Origin of the sequence: Bacillus sp. FJAT-52991 (genome assembly GCF_037201805.1) — a bacterium.
Lineage (GTDB): Bacteria > Bacillota > Bacilli > Bacillales > Domibacillaceae > Bacillus_CE > Bacillus_CE kandeliae.
Genome location: NZ_CP147404.1, coordinates 1,566,199 through 1,587,212 on the forward strand (window position 1 = coordinate 1,566,199; position 21,014 = coordinate 1,587,212).

Below are 21,014 nucleotides of genomic sequence, written 5' to 3' on the forward strand. Positions count from 1 at the left end.
TCTTAAGGAGCAAATAAAATGAACGAAACAATGCTAAAAGGGGTCGAGAAAATGATAGATGAGATCGGAGTGGAATATCCGAATCTCGACTTATCTGGCGTACAGGAAAAGATAGAAGGGGCAGCTTCTGAGAAAGAACATTGGTCAGAGGAACAATTGCAACGCTTACTTTTACAAGCGGCTGTTGAGAGAATTTCAAGCGAAGAGCCGGACTGGACATTTGCTGCAGCTAAGCTTTATTTGCAAAATTTATATAAAGAAGCAGCAGTGGTTAGAGGCGACCACACTAATCAATACGGTAGCTTCTTATCACTGATTCAACTATTGATTGATGAGGGCATTTATCATCCAAAGCTGTTAACGGAGTATTCAAAAGAGGAAATTCAACAATTAGGCGAAGTGATTGATCCAAGTAAAGACCGTTTATTTACATACATTGGCATTGTGACATTAAGTGATCGATATCTTGCTAGAACACATGAAAAACAAACAGCCGAGCTTCCACAAGAGCGTTGGATGATCATCGCGATGACGTTGATGATCAATGAACCAAAGCAGCATCGCATGCAATTGATCAAAGAAGCCTACTGGGCTTTATCTAATTTATATATGACAACGGCAACTCCAACATTAGCGAATGCTGGGAAGTCTTACGGTCAGCTGTCTAGCTGTTTTATTGATACGGTGGATGACAGTCTTCGCAGCATTTTTGATGCTAATACAGATGCTGCCACATTAAGCAAAAATGGTGGAGGATTGGGCATCTATCTTGGGAAGATTCGCTGTCAAGGCAGTGACATTAAAGGCTTTAAGCATGTTAGTTCTGGTGTGATCCCATGGATGAAGCAGTTAAATAACACAGCTGTTTCTGTAGATCAGCTCGGTCAGCGTCAAGGAGCGATTGCTGTTTATTTAGATGTTTGGCATAAAGATATTTTCTCCTTTTTAGAAACAAGATTGAATAATGGAGACGAACGTCGCCGGACACATGACTTATTTACAGGAGTGTGCATTCCAGATTTATTTATGGAAGCGGTAGAAGTACGTGATGACTGGTACTTATTTGATCCGCATGAAGTGAGAAAAGTGATGGGCTATTCTCTTGAAGACGCTTTTGATGAGAAGAAAGGCTTCGGAACGTTTAGGCAGCGATACGAAGAGTGCTGTGCACACCCTGCCCTAAGTAAAAAAGTCGTGCCGGCGATTGAAATTATGAAAGCGATTATGATCTCACAGCTTGAAACGGGCACACCTTATATGTTTTATCGAGACACGGTGAATAGAGCTAACCCGAATAAACATGCGGGGATGATTTATGCGAGTAACTTATGTACGGAAATTTGCCAAAATATGAGTCCAACCGTTGTGACGGAAGAGATCACAGAGGACGGAAAAATTATTGTAACGAAGGACCCAGGGGATTACGTTGTATGTAATCTATCATCTATTTCATTAGCTAGAGCGGTAGGTGATGATGTATTAGAACAACTGATTCCCATTCAAGTAAGGATGCTTGATAACGTGATTGATATTAATGATATTTCTGTTCCGCAAGCAGAGCTAACGAATCAGAAGTATCGAGGAATTGGTTTAGGGACATTTGGCTGGCATCATTTATTGGCGTTAAAGGGATTGAAATGGGAATCAGACGAGGCCGTTGCATATTGTGATGAATTATATGAAAAAATTGCTTTCTTGACGATTCAGGCAAGTGCCGATCTAGCGAAAGAAAAAGGGGTTTATCCAGCTTACTATGGATCAGATTGGGAGAATGGCAGTTACTTTGATCAAAAAGATTATACAAATGAACAGTGGCAAAGTTTAAAAGAGCAAGTGAAAGAATCTGGCCTTCGCAATGGTTATTTATTAGCGGTCGCTCCAAACTCTTCAACGGCTCTAATTGCTGGGTCGACAGCCGGGATTGATCCGATTTTCCGCAAAGAATATATGGAAGAAAAGAAAGATTATAAAATACCGGTCACAGCACCTGATTTAACAGCGGAGACAGCTTGGTATTATAAATCTGTTTATTATATCGATCAACATTGGAGCATTAAACAAAACGCCAGACGATCTCGTCATATTGACCAAGGTGTATCATTTAATCTTTATGTCCGTAATGATATTAAAGCGAAAGCCTTGCTTAATTTACATTTAGACGCGTGGGATTCTGGGTTGAAAACAACGTACTATGTTCGATCTACCGCTTCAAATATTGAAGAATGCGACAGTTGTCATTCGTAAGGAGGAGTTATAACGTGAAACTAGAAAAAAGAAAACTCATTGACCATGAAGCACCTAACCGTTCGACAGGGATTATTAATGGAAGAAGCTCTAATATATTAAACTGGGATGATGTTCGATTCAGCTGGGCGTATCCAAAATATAAGCGGATGCTCGCTAATTTCTGGACACCGTTTGAAATAAATATGACGAAGGATCGCCAGCAATTCGATCAATTAGAGCCAGCTGAAAGAGAAGCGTTTTTAAAGATTATTGGTTTACTTGCTTTGCTTGATAGTGTGCAAACGGATTATGCAGGCAGAGCGGCTGATTATTTAACAGATTCCAGTCTGCAAGCTCTCATGATTATGCTAGCTCAGCAAGAAGTAATTCATAATCATTCTTATAGTTATGTCTTATCAAGCGTCGCTGATAAAAATATCCAAGATCAAGTATTTGAATATTGGAGAAGTGAACTGATTCTGCAAGAACGCAATGACTTTGTGACAAAAGGGTATGAAGCATTTGCTGAAGAACCAACTATTGACCACTTTTTGCGTTCGATCATTTATGATGTCATCCTTGAAGGTCTTTTCTTCTATTCAGGGTTCGCTTTCTTTTATAATTTGGCAAGGAATCAAAAAATGATCGCAACTAGTACAATGATCAATTATATTAACCGCGACGAGCAGCTTCATGTTGATTTGTTCGTCAAAATATATAAAGAAATATTAGTAGAATACCCTGAATATGACACGGTTGAATTAAAGCAATACGGACAAGAGACGTTCAGAAAAGCGGCTGAACTTGAAGTTGAATGGGGAAGACACATCATCGGCCATAAAATTGATGGCATTCAGATGAATGAATTAGAGAGCTATATTAAGTTCATGGCGAATAAGCGTGCTGAACAGCTTGGGTTCACTGCGCCATTTGAAGGCTATCGCACAAATCCAATGCGCTGGATCGTTGCCTATCAAGAAGTGGATCTTGGAAAAACTGATTTCTTCGAGCAGAAATCACGTGCTTATACGAAGACCAGTGAGGTGAACGGTTTTGATGAATTATAATTTAGATGAAAGTGAAGCTAAAAAGAATTGGATGAATCAATTATTAGCAGGTGTGATTCTTTACGGTAGTCTTGACAAAGCGTTAACGGAGTATATGATAAAAGATGAAGAGAATTTTTCTCTTGATGTGAAAGAGTGGCTCTACATAAATAAGTAATTAAACAGTCGAACAAAGGGGTTGTCGTTTCGTGGATCAGACACAAAAGTACAGTCAGTTATTAACAAGTGCTGAACAAGCTGTATCTTGTATTCAAGCGGGGGAAGATATTATTGTTCCTCTATTGCCCGGTGAGCCACCTGGCTTATTAGCCGCCTTGGAAAAACGAACAGATTTGCAAAGAAATCGCCTTTTTCAACTATTAACAGCTAGACCTGCGATCAAGAAGCATCCAGATGAATTAAAGGTCATCTCTATGTTTTTATCAGGAGGAGATCGCAAGGCGTTTCATGACGGCGATGTCGATTTATTACCTAATCATTTTTCAGATGTACCAGCGCTACTAGAAGAAATAACTAATGAGCGTGTGGTTATGGCCACCGTTGCACCGATGGATGAGAATGGATACTTCTCGTTAGGAACGAACTGCGATTATGCCGCACCGCTGGCGAAAAAAGCGAAGAAGATCTTACTTGAAGTAAATGAGTATATGCCTAGAACCTACGGAATGAATCAAGTTCATATTTCAGAAGTGACGGCACTCGTCGAAAATCATCGGCCGCTCCTTGAAGGACCGACACCTAAAGTGACTGAAAAAGATGAGAAAATTGGAAGTTATATCGCGGATTTAATTAAAGATGGCGATAGCTTGCAAATTGGCTTCGGCGCGATTCCTAATGCCGTTATGGATTCATTAACTAATCACCGTAATTTAAATATATTTACCGAAATGATTCCTGATAAGCTCGTTGATTTGGTGAAAAGCGGGGCTGTATCGAATATGGGAAGAAGCGACTATCCAGGGAAGACGACAGCCACTTTTGCTTTTGGGACACAAAAGCTATATGATTTTTTGCATGAAAACGAGCAGGTGTTGATGTTACCTGTCGATCAAACAAATGATATTAGCCTTATTTCTGAAATTGACAATATGGTGGCAATTAATGCTGCGATTGAAGTAGACTTTTTAGGACAATGTAATGCAGAAAAAGCAGGCTCGTTGTATTGGTCTTCTACAGGAGGTCAAGCGGAATTTGGTATTGGCGCCAGAAGATCCAAAGGCGGAAAAGGCATTATTTGCTTGCATTCAGCCACGAAAGATGGGAAAATATCGAAAATTGTACCGACGTTAGCACCAGGTACTCCAGTGACTACTTCCAAAAATGATGTCGATTATATCGTCACTGAATTTGGAGTAGCGAAACTGCGCGGCAAGACAATTCGTGAGCGGACAGCTACCCTGATTGAAATTGCTCATCCGGATTTTAGAGAAGAGTTGACCGTGAAAGCAAAAGAGATGGGGTATCTCATTTAAATAATTTACTAGGGACTGGTCTCAGCAAAATGTCAATCTTCCTCATGATGTTTAGTATTCATTATTAATGAGAATACTATATGTAGTGAAGAAGATTGTTCATGAAGACCAGTCCTTTTTTATATGGTTATTTTTCAGAAAATTTAATTTATTTTTCGTTAAATCATTGACACTTACGAAGAACTGTTATATATTATAAATAATAACTAAAAGTTGTTATATAACAGAAGAGGAGGAACAAACAATGGAAATGTATCGTATCGCTTATCAATATTATATGGAGACTTGTGAGAATTATGGAATGGAGTCGATCAACTTTCATCACTTTATTAAGCACTTAACAGAAGAACAATTGCAAGAGTATATGAGAAAAGCCAATTAACGAAAGGTTGTGTGGATCACGGAAGCTCAAGCAGATAATCATAAAGATTAACCCCGCTTAAGTAACAGAAAAACTGTTCATAGGCGGGGTTTTAGTATGTTTATGACTCTGGACTTGCTTCACTATAATGATCACGACAATAGGTAAAGATCATTTCTACTTCATCTTCTTCTAATTCAAAATCTAGCACTTGATCCGTCGCTCGGTCATAGAGGTGGTAGTGAATAATTTTTTGTTGTTCACCATCTACCATGTATAGAACACGAATGTAAAAGCCAGATTCAGAATATAATTCATCTTCCTCATCTACCTCAGCGTACAAACGAAATTCGTATCGATCTCCTGATAATAATCCAAACGGGTCTTTTAACCATTCTACTGTATGTCTAGTTATATTCATTCATATGACCATCCTTTTAAGAAATATCTTTCTTATTCTAACACAACTATGGGACGATCGACATCTATTCGAATGAATGGAAAAAGGTTGAGAAAAAATTATTTTTTTCGTATGTTTCTTTGTAAAACCGTACAAAATAGTCTAATAATACTTTGAACGCTCAACTTATTTGAGAAATGATTCATTTTCAATATAATGGAGTTAGCATGATATAAAGGAGGTTCGCATGAAGAAGTTTTTCTTGTCGTTGTTATCCCTTTTAGTTAGTGTAGTCATTGGACTTGCCATATGGATTTATTATCCTAAATATAAAATTAATCAAATGCAAGAACAGTCAGTTACTGTCGCTTCACAAGAAGACCTCACCTATATTGATCATTTCCGGACGCTTGATCAAACTTATTTAAACCATTTAGCGATTGGTGATTCGATTATTACCGGTATTGGAGCGGAAGGAGAAGAGAATTTTGTTGATCACTTTTCAAAAGAATTAGAGCAACAAACAAATAAACAGGTGATTACGCAAAATGAAGGAATCCCAGGTGCGAGCAGTTCGCAGCTAAACGCTTTAGTTCAAAAAGGAACGTTTGATCAACAAATAAAGGACGCGGATTTAATTACTATTAATGTAGGTGGGAATGATATCCTGCAAACGATGGAAGGGATGGATTCCAGTAAAGTATTTCAATCGTTTGACTCGATGCAATCAACATTTATCAATAATTTAACTGAGATTTCTAGAAAAATTAGAGAAACGAACGAAGATGCGACTATCGTTTTTTTAGAAATGTATAATCCACTTGAACAAAATCATGAACTTTACGACATTGCCGATCAACTGCTTCCAAAATGGAACGTAAAGATTTATGAATTAGCCAGCAGTTTAGATTATTCATTAGTGATGCAAACAACAAAAGTGATCAACAGCAACCACCAGCAATACTTATCCTCCGATGGCGTCCATCCGAACTCGTTAGGGTATATAGCGCTTTCGAAACAAATGCTTGAGCAATTAAGGAAGAAGCCATTTATGAAGTCGGCTTAAATTACATTATTAAGAACTAGTTAGAACACCAGTGAGCACTGGTGTTTTTTGCTATTGTAGCTACATGAAACACGCCCGTAATTTTGATGAAAAACAACTTTTTTCTTACACAGTGTAGGTATTTTGATATATTGTCAAATTTTCTTTTTATTATTTCGGATGAATGTGATACATTATATAAAAATAAGTATAACACTTTTGTAGATATTCTATAAAATATAACACACTTATTGTCGAAAAGAGGGTGGTAATCATTAAACTATCTAATCGCCAAGATGAAATCCTGCAAATGGTAAAGCGAAGTGGGCCCATAACTGGGAATGAAATCGCGAAGAAGCTCTCGGTGTCCAGAGCAGCGTTAAGATCAGATCTCGCCATTTTAACGAGTTCTGGGAATTTAGAAGCAAGGCCTCGAGTTGGTTATTTTTATAACAAAGACTTGCAAGTAATGCGTCATTCAGAACGGTTTATTCAACAAAAAGTGAATGACTTTAAAGCCAATCCGATTGTCGTGGAGAAATCAACTTCTGTCTACGAAGCTATTGTTCAATTGTTTTTAGAAGATGTTGGTACGCTTTACGCGGTAGATTCAGAGGGACATTTGAGTGGGGTGGTTTCTCGGAAAGACTTACTGAGAGCGGCTCTTGGAAATAGAGACCTTCAAGAAGTGCCAGTAAGTGTGATTATGACGAGGATGCCAAATATTACGACCATTAATCCTGAAGATACGTTGCTGGAAGCGGCAAAGAAAATGATTAATTTTCATATTGATTCCTTACCTGTTGTGAGGGAAGTAGAGGGTAGGAAAAATACATATTCGCTATTAGGGCGGATCACGAAAACAACAATAACAAGAGCTTATTTAGAAATCATTGAAGGATAATAACACTTGAGGGGAGCTGCTAAAGTATTGGAGCGAAAAGAAGTGGTCTATGTAGTTTCTGACTCGGTTGGGGAAACAGCTGAGTTTGTCGTAAAAGCAGTCGCAACACAGTTCAACGGCAGCAAAGTGGACATTCGCAGAAATTCATATGTGGATGATATTGAAGATATTGAAGATGTCATTATGTTGGCTCGCAACGAACTGTCGATCATTGCTTATACGATTGTTATTCCTCCTTTAAAGGAATATTTAGATAAAAGAGCAAAAGAAGAAGGAATTATCGCGATTGATTTACTTAATCCATTAATGAACGCCTTTGAGACAAGGTTTAACAAAGAGCCTCATCGTAGTCCAGGGGTCATGAGAAAGCTGGACGAAGAATATTTTCGGAGAATTGAAGCGATTGAATTCGCCGTTAAATATGATGATGGTCGTGATCCAAGAGGGGTTACACAGGCAGACATTGTGTTAATTGGCGTTTCGCGGACGTCAAAAACACCATTATCCATGTATTTAGCACATAAACGGTTTAAAGTAGCTAATGTCCCGTTAGTTCCAGAAGTGTCTCCACCGGATGAATTGTTTGAAATTCCAAGAAAAAATTGTATTGGCCTGGTGATTTCTCCAGATCAATTAAATGAAATACGCAAGGAGCGATTAAAGGCATTAGGACTAACATCCAAAGCAAATTATGCAAGCTTTGAGCGGATTCTTGGTGAACTAGATTACGCTGAAAAAATTATGAAGCGTGTCGGTTGTCCGATTATTAATGTATCCAATAAGGCAGTAGAAGAGACGGCTGGCTTAATTTTAGAAGTGTTGAAAAAAGAGAGGAGTTTTTAATGATGGGGAAGTTTGTATATTTATTTCATGAAGGTCAAGGCGATATGAAAGAGTTACTAGGAGGAAAAGGAGCCAATTTAGCAGAAATGACGAATATTGGTTTGCCAGTTCCGTACGGTTTTACAATTACCACTGAAGCTTGTAATGCTTATTATGAATCAGGTAAAGCCATTCCTTCTGTAGTAGAACAGCAAACAATTGAAGCTTTAAACCGTTTAGAAGAGAAAATGGAGAAAAAGCTTGGAGACCCTGAGAATCCGTTACTCGTTTCTGTTCGGTCCGGTTCTGTCTTCTCCATGCCTGGAATGATGGATACGATCTTAAACCTTGGGATGAACGATGAAACGGTCGTCGGGATGGCCAAATTAACAAATAATCCGCGCTTTGCCTATGACTCTTACCGTCGTTTCATTCAAATGTTCAGCAATGTTGTTCTTGAAATCGATACTTACTATTTCGAACAATTACTAGAAGAAACCCGGGAACAAAAAGGGTATTCATCTGACCCAGAATTAACGGCTGAAGATTGGAAAGAAGTGATTGTAGGCTATAAGGAGATTGTCAAAAAACATACGAAAAAAGCATTCCCGCAAGATCCAAAGGAACAGCTTTTCTTAGCGATCAATGCCGTGTTTAATTCTTGGAATAATCAGCGTGCCATTATTTATCGCCGTCTAAATAAAATTCCTGATCATCTTGGAACAGCGGTGAATATTCAAAGCATGGTATTTGGAAATATGGGGAATGATTCTGGTACAGGAGTCGCTTTCACAAGAAATCCGTCAACGGGCGAATCTGTTCTTTACGGTGAATACTTAATCAATGCCCAAGGAGAAGATGTGGTAGCGGGTATTCGCACACCGCAGCCGATTGCTACTTTACAAGAAGAAATGCCAGAAGTGTACAAGCAGTTTACAGAGACATGCCATCAATTAGAGCAACATTATCAAGAAATGCAGGATATCGAATTCACAGTAGAACGTGGAAAACTATTTATCTTGCAAACACGTAATGGAAAGCGTACAGCACAAGCAGCTATTCGCATAGCGGTAGAAATGGAGCAAGAAGGAATTATTGATAAAAAGACGGCGCTTCTTCGTGTCGATCCTGATCAATTAAATCAACTTTTGCATCGCCGTATTGATGATTCTATTGCAAAGGAAATTTTAGCAAAAGGTTTACCAGCCTCTCCAGGTGCCGCTACAGGTCAAGTCGTGTTCGATGCGGATGAGGCAGAACAATTAGCCAGTCAAGGACAAAAAGTGATCCTTGTCCGTCCTGAAACGACGCCAGATGATATTCATGGTATTGTCACTTCACAAGCGATTGTGACAAGCCGCGGTGGAATGACAAGCCATGCAGCTGTTGTGGCAAGAGGAATGGGTAAAGCATGTATTTGCGGCTGCGAGGCTTTAAAAATAGATTTAAAGGCTAAACAATTTATGGTTGGCGAAACGGTAGTCAACTATGGAGAGATCATCACGATTGATGGGTCTACTGGTGAAATTATTCTTGGAGAGGTACCGATGATTGACCCAGAGTTATCCGATGAATTCCTGCAATTGCTTACTTGGGCGGATGAAGAACGACAAATGAACGTTCGCGCGAATGCAGATACACCAGAAGATGCGAAGAAATCCTTTGAATTTGGTGCAGAAGGCATTGGATTATGCCGTACAGAGCATATGTTTATGGACAGTAAACGAATCCCAATTGTTCAAGAAATGATTTTAGCGGAAAACTTTAACGAAAGAAAAGCAGCGCTTGAACAGCTTTTACCAATGCAACAAAGCGACTTTGAAGGAATTTTTGAAGCGATGCAAGGATACCCGGTGACTGTCCGCTTGCTAGATCCACCACTTCATGAATTTTTACCTAATAAAGAGGAACTTCTAGTTGAAGTGACAAAGCTTCAAATCTTAGATCCGCAATCGAAAGAACTGAAGGAAAAAGAACAATTGTTGAAAAAGGTACGCCAATTAGATGAACATAATCCAATGCTTGGCCTGCGCGGTTGCCGCCTAGGCATGATGTACCCTGAAATCTATGAAATGCAAGCGAAAGCAATTTTCTATGCTGCGGCTAAATTAGTTGAAAAAGGAATGGCCGTTCAACCGGAAATCATGATCCCACTTGTGGGGCACGTCAACGAATTAAAAGAGATGCGCCAATTAGTAATCGATGCAGCTAACCATATACAAGAAGAAACAGGACAAACAGTTGCTTACACAATTGGTACGATGATTGAAATTCCACGGGCTGTTTTGACAGCGGACGAAATTGCTGTGGAAGCTGACTTCTTCTCATTTGGAACGAATGATTTAACGCAGACAACATTCGGCTACAGCCGTGATGATGCAGAAGGTAAATTCCTGCAAGCCTATATTGAAAATAAAGTTCTTCCAGAAAATCCATTTGCTGTTCTTGATCAGAATGGAGTCGGAAAACTTGTGGAAACAGGTGTGAAACTAGGGCGTGCAACAAAGGCTAAGTTGAAAACAGGTGTTTGTGGAGAACATGGCGGCGAAAAAAGCTCCGTTGAGTTCTTCTACAAAACAGGTTTAGATTATGTCAGCTGCTCGCCATACCGCGTGCCGCTTGCTCGTTTAGCTGCCGCACAAGCATCGATTCGCTTTAATAAAGAAGAAATGTAATAAAAAGTATCATGTAACTAGAGGGCTGTCTCATACGTCGAGTTTTCGACTATGGGGCAGCCTTTGTTGTCTATTAGAAAAAGAGCCCACGTCCCATATTTTATTGGGATAGTCATTAAAAGTAGGAGGGTTATCAAGATATGATGTTGCATTCCACATTAATAGTAATCTTTTCTTTTTCTACATTAGTTAATTGCTCATTGCGCACGCACGTATAATAAAGTGACACATTCATAACACTGCTCCTTTGCTAGCCTTCTAATCAAATTGTTTCCCATAGCTTTTGGCGGTTTTCCAATAGCTCAAGTAGCTCTGTCAAACTCGGAGCTAAATCTTTTCGCATATTTGCGATATTTTGGAATAAGGGTATCGCTGCACGCATTTGATATTCACTGTAAACATAGTAGCTAATAAAAGCACATTCTTCATAGCCACATGGTTCCTTCTCTTCCCATCCCTCCTCATCTTCCTCTTCAACTTCTGACCAAAGCCATTTTTCCTGTAGCAGTTCATCCATATGCTGCACAGGTCTAGATGTCAGCTCATCCCAAGTAAAAGCAGAAGCAACTACAATATATAACTGTATTTCTTCCTTCTTTACACTTTCTACAGATCGATTCGGCAATGTGTGTAAAAGCTGTTGAATAGCCCATGGTGTAACCTGCCATAGCGTGCCTTGATGTTCAATTAATTGCGCAACCTTACCGTATTTATCCATTTTTATTAATTCTGGAATTTTTGTACCTCTTCCGTATGCAGTTGTTAAACGATGCCAAGGTATCGTTAACATTTCTTGATAGGCAATTTGCATGAAAATACTCCTTATATAAGTTCTTTAATAATCGCCTCAAAGCGTGTGCGATATGGTTTTGGAATGCGCATAAATACTGAGCTAGTAAAGTCATTCAAATGGATGATACCAAAGCATGTATATAAAAGCTGCGCTACAGCCATATCTTTATATTCCTCAATTTTTTCGTTTTGTTCAAGAGGAATATATGGACAAAGCTCTATAAGTGGTGTCGTCATAAATTTTTCGAACCATTGTAAGTTGTCATCTGTGCTCATAGCTTGTTCAAAGAAAGCATCATACGGAACTTCTTGTACAGATTGTACCGTACATACAAAGACGGGCAATGTTTCTGGTGTTAGCCCAAATGTTTCAACATAGGCTTTCGCAAAGTATTCAGGCATTGGTGAATGGTCACCATCGCATTCATACATATAGTCGATAACGAGCCTGCCGTAGCTTTTATCGTATAAACCAAGACCAAAAATGGCGAATGTACTTGGCATCGCAGCCTGTTCCTCATCGACATCTTGATAAAAATGATATTGTGCCATCGCCTTATAGCCATACTCGACTAGTGCAGCATGTAGGCTAGGGTAGCTGACAGCTTTAGCGAAGAAGTGATGTGATGATGTAACAGGTAAATGCTCGATTGGTAGCACTAAGTTACTCTTACCTTCATAATGAATGCTATAGCTTTTAGGAAAATCTTCTTCTAATAAAGCATTTAAGTATGCTAATGCTTGGCGATAAGCCTCTTCGTTTTCTTCTTTAATTTGAATCGTAATCTTTGCCAGCACATCATTTGCTTGGCAAAAAATTAGGTCGGATTCCATCTGTTGTTTATGTGCTGGCAAAGTGCCAGAGCCAATTGTGATTAATAAGTTGTAAGTTTCTGTATCTAATTCTTTAATTGTTGCTAACAATTCTTTAACTGTTAAATATTCAAAACTTGCACCATACTTTCCTAAATTTATGACATAGTAGCTTAACAATGGTAAGTAGGCTAATGATTGGTGCTTGTTAGTGAAATGAGAAAGGCAGTAGCGCTGTGTCTCAAAGTCAAGCTCTTGACGAAATGCATCTAACAATGCGAGCTGTTGATAGTGGCAAAGTACTTCATGCAACGTGATGTCGTCTAGTGAAAAAGAAGGGGTGATGATTTTAGAAGGATAGACGTCTGTTTCAATTTTATATTGTTTAGAAAGTAGTTCTTGCTCAAGCTGTAGCCATAATGTTTCATTTTTGGTAAATTGATCAGTTTTCATGGTATTGCCTCCCTCTGTAAATGTGAATATATTAATGCCTGATGTAACATCACGGATTAATGAAAGCCACTGAAGTCATTACATACAAATAGTTAATAGCACTGCAAAACAGTCCATGCTTTATCGAATTTTTTATTTTTGCAGTCTTCCTTGCGAATCCAGAAGTATAGTTTGCCGCTATCGCCCCACAGATAGCCGAGGTCATCTTCCGAATCAAGCTGTAATAGGAGATGCCAATCCTTTACGTGTGGTTCAAGCTCCTTGCGTAACGGGTGATTGTAGGCTGTTGAATCCCCGCAATATAAACTCTTTGTGACAAGCTGGCATTGTAAATACATATCCCCTTGAATCGTATCAGAATGACCATCTATGCGATGTGTCGTTTGTTCCGTTGTCTCTTCATCGCCCCAAGGAGGGAGTCTGCCAAAAAAACGGATTTCTCGACCGTTTCTTTTCAATTCTTCTTTCCTTATGCATGGATTCACGAAAAAACGGGCTTCCATAAAAAGACTCATGAAAATCCACAAACTTTAGATAGCTATGAATAATTCAGGTTTATATTAAGAAATTCATCATTTTTGATAAAATGAGCCTATCTTTAGCTTGAATTATGCATTTATTACCATTAAAATTAAAGGGAACGTATATTCGTGATGGTGGTTATTTTAATGTATTCTATGCGAGAATCGTCATATGAATAGAATCGATATGGATTTTACCTGTCCTGTCATCTTTGTATTCATATTTCGGTAGATAAAGAGAGAAATAAAATGATAAATTTTCTCAAGTATAGTAGATTATTTCTTAAGCTTTATGTCATTACAACCGGAGGGACTAGTAAACATGCAAACATCTGAAAAAATTATTGACCAGTTAATGGAGTCATTCCAAGTTTTCGATTTACAACCGCAAGTAATGGATCTTTTGGAAGAATATTTGCTAGGCGAGCGAAGTGATGCAGAAATTGAAAAAATATTAGAAGAGATCGGAGAAAAAACAGACGTTGACATACATAACTATAGCTCTCCGCAAAATTGGGCCTTCGAGATGTTAGAAGATTATGTTGAAGAAGAAATTTTTGCTCGTTTTTTCAAGATTTCTATTATGCTTATAGGAGAGAGAGTATTGAATCTTTGGTCTCTTCAGCATCTGAAAAAAAATCGTGAAAAGACACATGAATATTTCAAACGTATAAACATTCCATTTCATTATTACATCTTAAATGCTGCAAATAAGATCATGGAAAGAAATGAAATGGGTGATATAAAGTATCTAAGTCACTTAGAAAAACTGTGTGATTTAGATAGTGATGCGATGTGTAAGGCCTTCGAAAGAGGTGAAAATGCACCGGAAATCTTCTTAGGAGCCGTTTTGTGGAAGAAGGGTGTTCCAATCGAAGGTTTAGAAGATTGGCTGAAGTCATGCATTACTTACAATTTATCTATCTTCCTAAAGGATGAAATGCAGTTTACAGATCAAGAGTTAGAACAGGTAAACAAAAATGTACAAGGAGAGCAGTTCGTCCCTTTACAAATTCATAAAAAAGGTAAACAGACTTTCTTATTTAATTTTCTAATTAGTTTGAACTATTATATGAAAGATGAATGGGAATTAAGTTCAAGAGTTTTAAGGTTATTAATTGAAATCGATCAAGTCTCAAGCTTCCATGGACTGTTTGATTATTTGAGGAGAACATTTAATTATCGTTTTGTCACACCGACTGAATTTTTCAAAGATATTGAGGGTTTGATTAGTGATCTTCAATTGCCGTCCGAATACTATGTGGCTTGGTTAGCTCATCAGCAGTTGAACACGGGTCAAGATTTATTTATGAAGCGACTTCGTTTGTATCGACAACAGCCTGATGTTCTCATCAAAGCGTTGCAATTACCTCATCATCAAGGGAAGGGAGTTCTAGCCTCATTATTATGTGAAAGTGGGCACCTAGAAACGTATCTCCCAATTTTGGAGGAAGAAGTGCAAAATTTTATCACATATAATTGGCAGCAGTTAGAGGTGGATGATGATCAGGTGCTTTCCTTTGTACATTATATTGCTGGGGAAGTTGAAAAGCCGACGGTACCAAAGCTAGAACGGTTCTATGTGTCTTCAGAGTTAATGAGAAGTATTTTGCTTTTAAAGGGGAAATCACCACTATTTGAGAAGTATGTCTATTACGTTGTTCTGCTTAGTGATAGCGATCGTTATATTTTTAGACAATTTGTACGCTGCCATCGAGAAATGACGAAAGGCACATTCCAAGAGATTGTTCAGATTTTGCTTCAACTTCAAGTAGAGGCAACAACGATTTTACCGGCCATTACGGATGTCGTTCATTCAGAATATGATCAATACGGGCCAATTTTTTGTGCGTATATTGAGGAACATACTAAAGAAGTCATCGAAGCCGTTTCAGCTTGTGATGTCGATGGTAGAGAGTTGATTTTAACGGAAGCGAAGAAAGCATCATGGGAGGATGATCAATTTAATGCCCTGCTCATTCAGTTAATGGGCGATTCATCTAAACGGATTCGTAAATTGGTTATGGATTCATTAGAAAATCGTCCAAATGTAAAAGAATTAGTACTCCCGCTACTAGGCCATAAAAAAATTGCTGTACGTGAGCAAGCTGTTCGTCTATTGATCAATCATACAGATCAGGAAGTAGTACAAGCTCTCCAGGAAACACTTGAAAATGAACGTTCACAAAAGGTGAAGGAACTTATTATCCAAGCGATCCAAATTGAAGAATTAGGAGAGGAAGAAAAAGATCTTACTTCGTTAGCTCAATATTGTGAGAAGCATTTAAACAAACGTAAAAAATCAAAAGTGGATTGGATTACTCCTAGTACATTACCCACTTTAATGGCAAAAGATCAAACAGAAGATCTGACTGAGGATGTCGTTTATTTACTTTTAACGATGTTTGCTGATACCGATGAAGTGACTCTCAATTCCTCTGTAAGTAAGGTGGCTGAATTTATTGAAGAGAAAAGCTTACAAGCTGTTGCCTATGAAGTGTTATTGCGCTGGATTGCAGACGGGGCGCAAGCAAAGCGAAAATGGGTGTTATCAATGGCGGCCCAATTCGGCGATAGTCGAGCGGTCCATGAGCTTTCAGACATGATTGTGCATTGGACGAAAAATTCTAGAGGAGCAATTGCGAGTTTAGCAGTCAAAGCATTGGCCCTGCAAGGAAGCGATGAAGCGTTACTTATTACTGATGGGATTGCTCAAAAGATTAAACATAAGCAGGTAAGAAGAGCAGCGTCTGAAGCATTAGAAGTTGCTGCAAAAGAATTCGGCATTACGACGGAAGAGTTAGGTGATCGTCTCATTCCAACTTTAGGGTTTGATCGTGAAGGTAGACGGATATTTGATTATGGTCCACGTTCATTTACAGTTGAAATTACACCAGAACAAACGATGCAAATCTTTAAAGAAGATGGAAAGAGCGTGAAAAACTTGCCGCCGGTTGCTAAAAGTGATGATGAGCAGAAAGCAAGCGATGCTCGAGAGCAATTTAAATTGCTTAAAAAACAACTGAAATCGGTTGTGTCGAATCAAAAGGCTAGATTAGAAGCTGCTCTATCACAAAATCGTACATGGGCAGTAGAGAAATGGGAGAAGCTGTTTGTTGAGAATGTCATCATGCAGTCGTTTGCGATCGGTTTAATTTGGGGAGTGTATGAAGAGGGCGAGCTCATCCAAAGCTTTCGTTATATGGATGATGGTACATTTAATACGATTGATGAAGAAGAGTACGAACTTCCAGAAGACGCAAGTATCGGGCTGATTCATCCGCTTGATTTAGAAGCGGAAGACATTGAGCAATGGAAAGAGCAGCTTGAAGACTATGAAATTATTCAGCCAATTTCTCAGTTAGATCGTCAAACCTTTGTTATTACAGAAACAGAGAAAAGCCAAAAAGACATTGTTCGTTTTGCTGGAAGGCAGATGAACGATTTAGCTCTTCTTGGGAGAATGGATAAATCCAGGTGGTATAAAGGTTCTGTTCAAGACGCTGGCGGCTTTTATGAATTTTATAAAGAGATTGGTAGTTATGGAGCTGAGCTGCGTATGACAGGTATGTATGTAGCTGGCGGTGATGGTGATGTGATGATTAAAGAAATTGTCTTTTATCAGGCAGGGATGGTTGAACGAGGAAGCTATATATATGATGAAGTGACAGACAAGAATAGAATCATGCCCAAGCATGTACCAGAACGAATTTTTAGTGAGATCTTATTTGATGTTTCGAAAGCAACGGAAAAGTATGACAAGCTCATTGAAGAGTGGCGAGATGTTCGTTGGTAAGTTGGACATACAATCAGTGGGGGATGAAGAAAACCCCTACTGATTGAAGTTTCACTTTATATGGGCTAATTAAAAAGATGAGTCGAATTGGCTGTATTGTTTGACTCATCTTTTCTTTTATGAATGTTTTTTTGGGTTGTAGGAAACATCGATAAGCAGTAGAGAGGAATGAAAGTGATGAAAAATCAAAAAATGTTGAAATTACCTCCAGAGCGTCAATATGAGAACGAATTGTTGGCATTGAAGGAGAATGATAAAGGAGCGAAGCCTGAGAACTGGGAGCTGTCGCCCAAAGCAGTACGTACGTTTATTTTAGGGAGCGATCAGCCTTTAGCTTATAACGGTGAAGAAGTAACAATTCAGAAGAAGTTCTTTGGGGATGATGCTTTAATTGAGCGTTGCATTATTACTTTAGCGGGAAACCGAGGTCTGTTACTTGCTGGCGAGCCAGGTACGGCAAAGACGATGCTCAGTGAATTGTTGGCGGCAGCCATTTCGGGAACGAGTAAGAACACGGTACAAGGAACAGCGGGGACAACAGAGGATATGATTAAATATTCTTGGAACTACGCGCTATTATTAGCGAAAGGACCATCTGAAGAGGCTCTCGTTCCGTCACCGCTTTATACTGGAATGGAAAAAGGAAGACTAACGAGAGTAGAGGAAATTACTCGTTGTCCGTCTGAAGTACAGGACAGTTTAATTAGTATGATGAGTGATAAAGTTTTAACAATACCAGAGTTAGGGGAAGAAGGTGTATTGTTCGCTGCACCAGGTTTTAATATCATCGCTACGGCCAATATTCGTGACAAAGGTGTCAATGAAATGAGTAGCGCTTTAAAACGCCGCTTTAACTTTGAAATCGTTTCACCAATTAAAGAATTAGCATTAGAAGTTCAAATTATTGAGAAGGAAGTTGAGAAATTAATCACGCAAGCAAATATAGATGTAGAACTGAACCGTGATTCGGCGCGTTTATTAGCAACCACTTTCCATGAGTTACGTGAAGGGCAAAGCGCTGATGGAAAGCGAATGGACCAACTGGAAGCCGTTATGAGTACAGCAGAGGCTGTGTCGGTTTATTTTCAAAGTGCGATGAGTGCGTATTACTATGATGACGGACATATGACGATGGATCGAGTCGTTCAAAATATGCTAGGCACTATAATAAAGGATCATGACGCAGATCGGAAGAAACTGAAAAACTACTTCTCTACAATTGTTAAAGATCGCAGTATGAAAGAGGGCGGATTATGGAACGAGTATTACAAGGCGAAGAAATGGATCAAATAAATGCTCTATATGATCAAGCATTAAATTATAACGGGAAAACGATCTATTTTCCCGTCCGTCATCATAGTCCAGCTTGTTCTTATCATTTGCAAAAAGTGATCAAAACGTATCAACCTGAAGTGATCTTAATTGAAGGACCAACGGATGCGAATAAATTGATTCCTTACCTTGTTCATGAAAACAATCAAGCTCCTTTTACGATTTATTATTCATATGCGGATCAAGAAGCATTATTGGATGACGAGAAAGGGAAGTATACATGTTATTACCCATTTTTAGACTATTCACCAGAGATTGTGGCGTTACGACAAGCGCAAAAGCTTGGTATTGAAGCGAAATTTATTGATTTACCCTATGAACAAATTTTACTGCATAGTGAACAAGGAAAAGGCATTCATGAAAAATACAGTAAGAAAAATTACAATGATGACTACTTATTTGACCGCAGTCGATTCATCCAATCACTTTGTCAGAAAGAGAATTGTCGTACCTTTAACGAGCTTTGGGAAAAATTATACGAAGTCGACGGTATTTATCAGTCAACAGAAGTATTTGTGAAAAACATGCTTGCGTATTGTTACTTATCACGACATGACTATACAGAAGAAATGCTTAAAGAGGAAGGCTGTTTAGCTCGAGAGCAATTCATGGCACAGGAAATTCAACAAGCAATGAATAAATATGAAAGGGTGCTTGTTGTAACTGGAGGCTTTCATACACCAGGTCTGATTGAATTACAGTCTGAACCACTTCCTAAGCTTTCATTAAAGAAGGTAAAAGAAAAGGATAAAGGTACATATTTAATGGCCTATACATATAAGGAATGCCATCAGCTTAATGGATATGCAAGCGGTATGCCTTATCCCTCCTATTACCAAACGGTGTGGAGACATATATCAAAAAGAACAAAGCAGCCATTTGAGGCGTCTGTTCAATATTATATAGCGAAGTTTGGCAAGAAATTAAGGGAAATAGAAGATGGTGTTTCAACGGCTGATTCAATAGAAGCAATGCGTATGGCAATTGGTTTAGCAGGGTTACGAGATAAGGTGGAATGTAGTCTTTATGAGCTGTTAGATGGAGTGAAAAGTGCATTTACGAAACATGAGCATCAGCAACCGCTACAAGCATTAGATCCGTTATTAGTTGGCCATCAGATTGGTCTCATTAAAGAAACACTCGATATGCCTCCGATTGTTACCGATTTTCAATCGATATGTAAAAAATATAAGCTGCACATTCAAACTGTGCAAAAGCAAGAAAAAGTGCTAGATCTTCTGAAAACAAAGTCTCATCGTGAAATTAGTCGTTTCTTTCACGCGATGGCTTACTTAAATACCGATTTCTGTTTCAAGAAGAAGGGACCCAATTATGTTAAACGCATGGATACGAACTTAGTTCGGGAAACGTGGGAGTACTGCTGGAATCCAACAGTTGAAACGGAATTGATTCAGCACTCTGTTTATGGTGGAACGATTAACGAAGCGGTATCTGAAAGGATTATGGATACAATTAAAAGAAATTCAAATGAAAGTAATGCGGCATGTGAACAGCTCGTATACGCCGCATTAATTGGGCTTGAGCCATTGATGAAAAAGGTTTTGCCAGCTGTTGAACAGATTATTCAACAAGACGGAGATTTTTACTCGCTCGTAGATGCCTGTCATCACCTTCATTTTCTCGTGAAAGAATCGTATTTATTTGATATCGAACAAAGTCCATATATAAAATCCTTGCTTATTCAAGCATTTCAAAAGGCTGTATCCTTAGTTACTGGAGTAGCGAACGTACCGAAAGACGATGAAAATCGCGCAGTAGAAGCAATGAAAGAGTTCTATACTTTAATCATCGATCGTGATTTGCCGTTACAGACAGAGTTATTTCTTGTACAACTGAAGGAAATTTTAGCAGCAAAAGAACAAAACCCTGCAATAGCTGGTGCAGTTGTTAGTATGTTAATTGGTTTAGAAGAATGGACGGAAGAGCAAGCGGTAGACAAAACGATGTCCTATTTGTTCGCCACTGGAGATGCGATCACAGAAGCGGCCGCCTTCTTAAAAGGCTTATTTTCCGTTTCGAGAGATATGATGTTGTCCAATCAAATGTTATTAGATGGGATTCAACATATGCTTGGTGAAATCAGTTATGACATGTTTTTAAACGTGTTGCCTGAGCTTCGATATGCCTTTAGCTCCTTCAATCCACTAGAAATCAATATGATTGCGACACGAGTGGCTCATTTACATGAAACAAACGTGGATTCGGTATTGGAGTCACAAGCCATTGATGAAGCGGTTATTCGCCATGCCAAAGCATTAGATGATGAAGCAAGACAACAATTACTTGATTGGGCCATATTAAAGTAGGGGGAGGT

16 protein-coding genes are annotated in these 21,014 nt (G+C 38.7%); 12 read left to right on the top strand and 4 right to left on the bottom strand.

The window, feature by feature from the left end:
* Positions 1–18 precede the first annotated feature (18 nt).
* The 5 genes from WDJ61_RS08045 to WDJ61_RS08065 all read left to right on the top strand — a co-directional run bounded on the left by WDJ61_RS08045 (position 19) and on the right by WDJ61_RS08065 (position 5,147).
* Entirely contained in the window at positions 19–2,244 is a 2,226-nt protein-coding gene (locus WDJ61_RS08045; RefSeq protein WP_338754324.1) for a ribonucleoside-diphosphate reductase subunit alpha, read from the top strand.
* The gene (locus tag WDJ61_RS08050) at positions 2,223–3,293 is read left to right on the top strand and encodes a ribonucleotide-diphosphate reductase subunit beta (RefSeq protein ID WP_338754325.1); all 1,071 of its coding nucleotides are present in this window, start codon (positions 2,223–2,225) and stop codon (positions 3,291–3,293) included. Before WDJ61_RS08045 ends, WDJ61_RS08050 begins: the two co-directional genes overlap by 22 nt.
* Positions 3,283–3,450 (top strand): hypothetical protein, encoded by a 168-nt coding sequence (locus tag WDJ61_RS08055; protein WP_338754327.1) that lies wholly within the window; start codon positions 3,283–3,285, stop codon positions 3,448–3,450. Before WDJ61_RS08050 ends, WDJ61_RS08055 begins: the two co-directional genes overlap by 11 nt.
* A 31-nt stretch (positions 3,451–3,481) precedes the next feature.
* The gene (locus tag WDJ61_RS08060) at positions 3,482–4,765 is read left to right on the top strand and encodes an acetyl-CoA hydrolase/transferase family protein (protein ID WP_338754329.1); all 1,284 of its coding nucleotides are present in this window, start codon (positions 3,482–3,484) and stop codon (positions 4,763–4,765) included.
* 244 nt (positions 4,766–5,009) lie between these two features.
* Positions 5,010–5,147, top strand: a complete 138-nt coding sequence (locus WDJ61_RS08065) for a hypothetical protein (RefSeq protein ID WP_338754331.1) — start codon at positions 5,010–5,012, stop codon at positions 5,145–5,147.
* Between the two features lie 100 nt (positions 5,148–5,247).
* Here the strand turns inward: WDJ61_RS08065 and WDJ61_RS08070 are convergent, their stop codons facing one another.
* Positions 5,248–5,547, bottom strand: a complete 300-nt coding sequence (locus WDJ61_RS08070) for a DUF6509 family protein (RefSeq protein WP_338754333.1) — start codon at positions 5,545–5,547, stop codon at positions 5,248–5,250.
* Positions 5,548–5,773: 226 nt separating this feature from the next.
* Here WDJ61_RS08070 and WDJ61_RS08075 point away from each other — a divergent pair, with 226 nt between their 5' ends.
* From WDJ61_RS08075 to ppdK, 4 genes are all read left to right on the top strand, one after another.
* The gene (locus WDJ61_RS08075; RefSeq protein ID WP_338754334.1) at positions 5,774–6,592 is read left to right on the top strand and encodes a GDSL-type esterase/lipase family protein; all 819 of its coding nucleotides are present in this window, start codon (positions 5,774–5,776) and stop codon (positions 6,590–6,592) included.
* Positions 6,593–6,842: 250 nt separating this feature from the next.
* Entirely contained in the window at positions 6,843–7,475 is a 633-nt protein-coding gene (locus WDJ61_RS08080; RefSeq protein ID WP_413789087.1) for a helix-turn-helix transcriptional regulator, read from the top strand.
* Between the two features lie 27 nt (positions 7,476–7,502).
* Positions 7,503–8,318 (top strand): pyruvate, water dikinase regulatory protein, encoded by an 816-nt coding sequence (locus WDJ61_RS08085; RefSeq protein WP_338754337.1) that lies wholly within the window; start codon positions 7,503–7,505, stop codon positions 8,316–8,318.
* Between the two features lie 2 nt (positions 8,319–8,320).
* Positions 8,321–10,972: a pyruvate, phosphate dikinase gene (ppdK, locus tag WDJ61_RS08090; protein WP_338754339.1), complete on the top strand. Its 2,652-nt coding sequence runs from the start codon at positions 8,321–8,323 to the stop codon at positions 10,970–10,972.
* A gap of 262 nt (positions 10,973–11,234) precedes the next feature.
* On the opposite strand, the gene WDJ61_RS08095 is transcribed toward ppdK, so the two are convergent.
* The 3 genes from WDJ61_RS08095 to WDJ61_RS08105 all read right to left on the bottom strand — a co-directional run bounded on the left by WDJ61_RS08095 (position 11,235) and on the right by WDJ61_RS08105 (position 13,533).
* The gene (locus tag WDJ61_RS08095) at positions 11,235–11,783 is read right to left on the bottom strand and encodes a hypothetical protein (RefSeq protein WP_338754340.1); all 549 of its coding nucleotides are present in this window, start codon (positions 11,781–11,783) and stop codon (positions 11,235–11,237) included.
* Positions 11,784–11,794: 11 nt separating this feature from the next.
* Complete coding sequence (locus WDJ61_RS08100; RefSeq protein ID WP_338754342.1) at positions 11,795–13,030, bottom strand: DUF6138 family protein; 1,236 nt, start codon at positions 13,028–13,030, stop codon at positions 11,795–11,797.
* A 92-nt stretch (positions 13,031–13,122) separates the two neighbouring features.
* On the bottom strand, positions 13,123–13,533 hold the full coding sequence (locus WDJ61_RS08105) for a DUF1963 domain-containing protein (protein WP_338754344.1): 411 nt from the start codon (positions 13,531–13,533) through the stop codon (positions 13,123–13,125).
* Positions 13,534–13,873: 340 nt separating this feature from the next.
* Here WDJ61_RS08105 and WDJ61_RS08110 point away from each other — a divergent pair, with 340 nt between their 5' ends.
* From WDJ61_RS08110 to WDJ61_RS08120, 3 genes are all read left to right on the top strand, one after another.
* Positions 13,874–17,347, top strand: coding sequence for a DUF4132 domain-containing protein (locus WDJ61_RS08110; RefSeq protein WP_338754346.1), 3,474 nt, complete (start codon positions 13,874–13,876; stop codon positions 17,345–17,347).
* 177 nt (positions 17,348–17,524) lie between these two features.
* Positions 17,525–18,640 carry an AAA family ATPase gene (locus tag WDJ61_RS08115; RefSeq protein ID WP_338754743.1) on the top strand — a complete coding sequence of 372 codons (1,116 nt, stop codon included), beginning with the start codon at positions 17,525–17,527 and terminating at the stop codon, positions 18,638–18,640.
* On the top strand, positions 18,601–21,006 hold the full coding sequence (locus tag WDJ61_RS08120) for a DUF5682 family protein (protein ID WP_338754348.1): 2,406 nt from the start codon (positions 18,601–18,603) through the stop codon (positions 21,004–21,006). Before WDJ61_RS08115 ends, WDJ61_RS08120 begins: the two co-directional genes overlap by 40 nt.
* Positions 21,007–21,014: the final 8 nt, after the last annotated feature.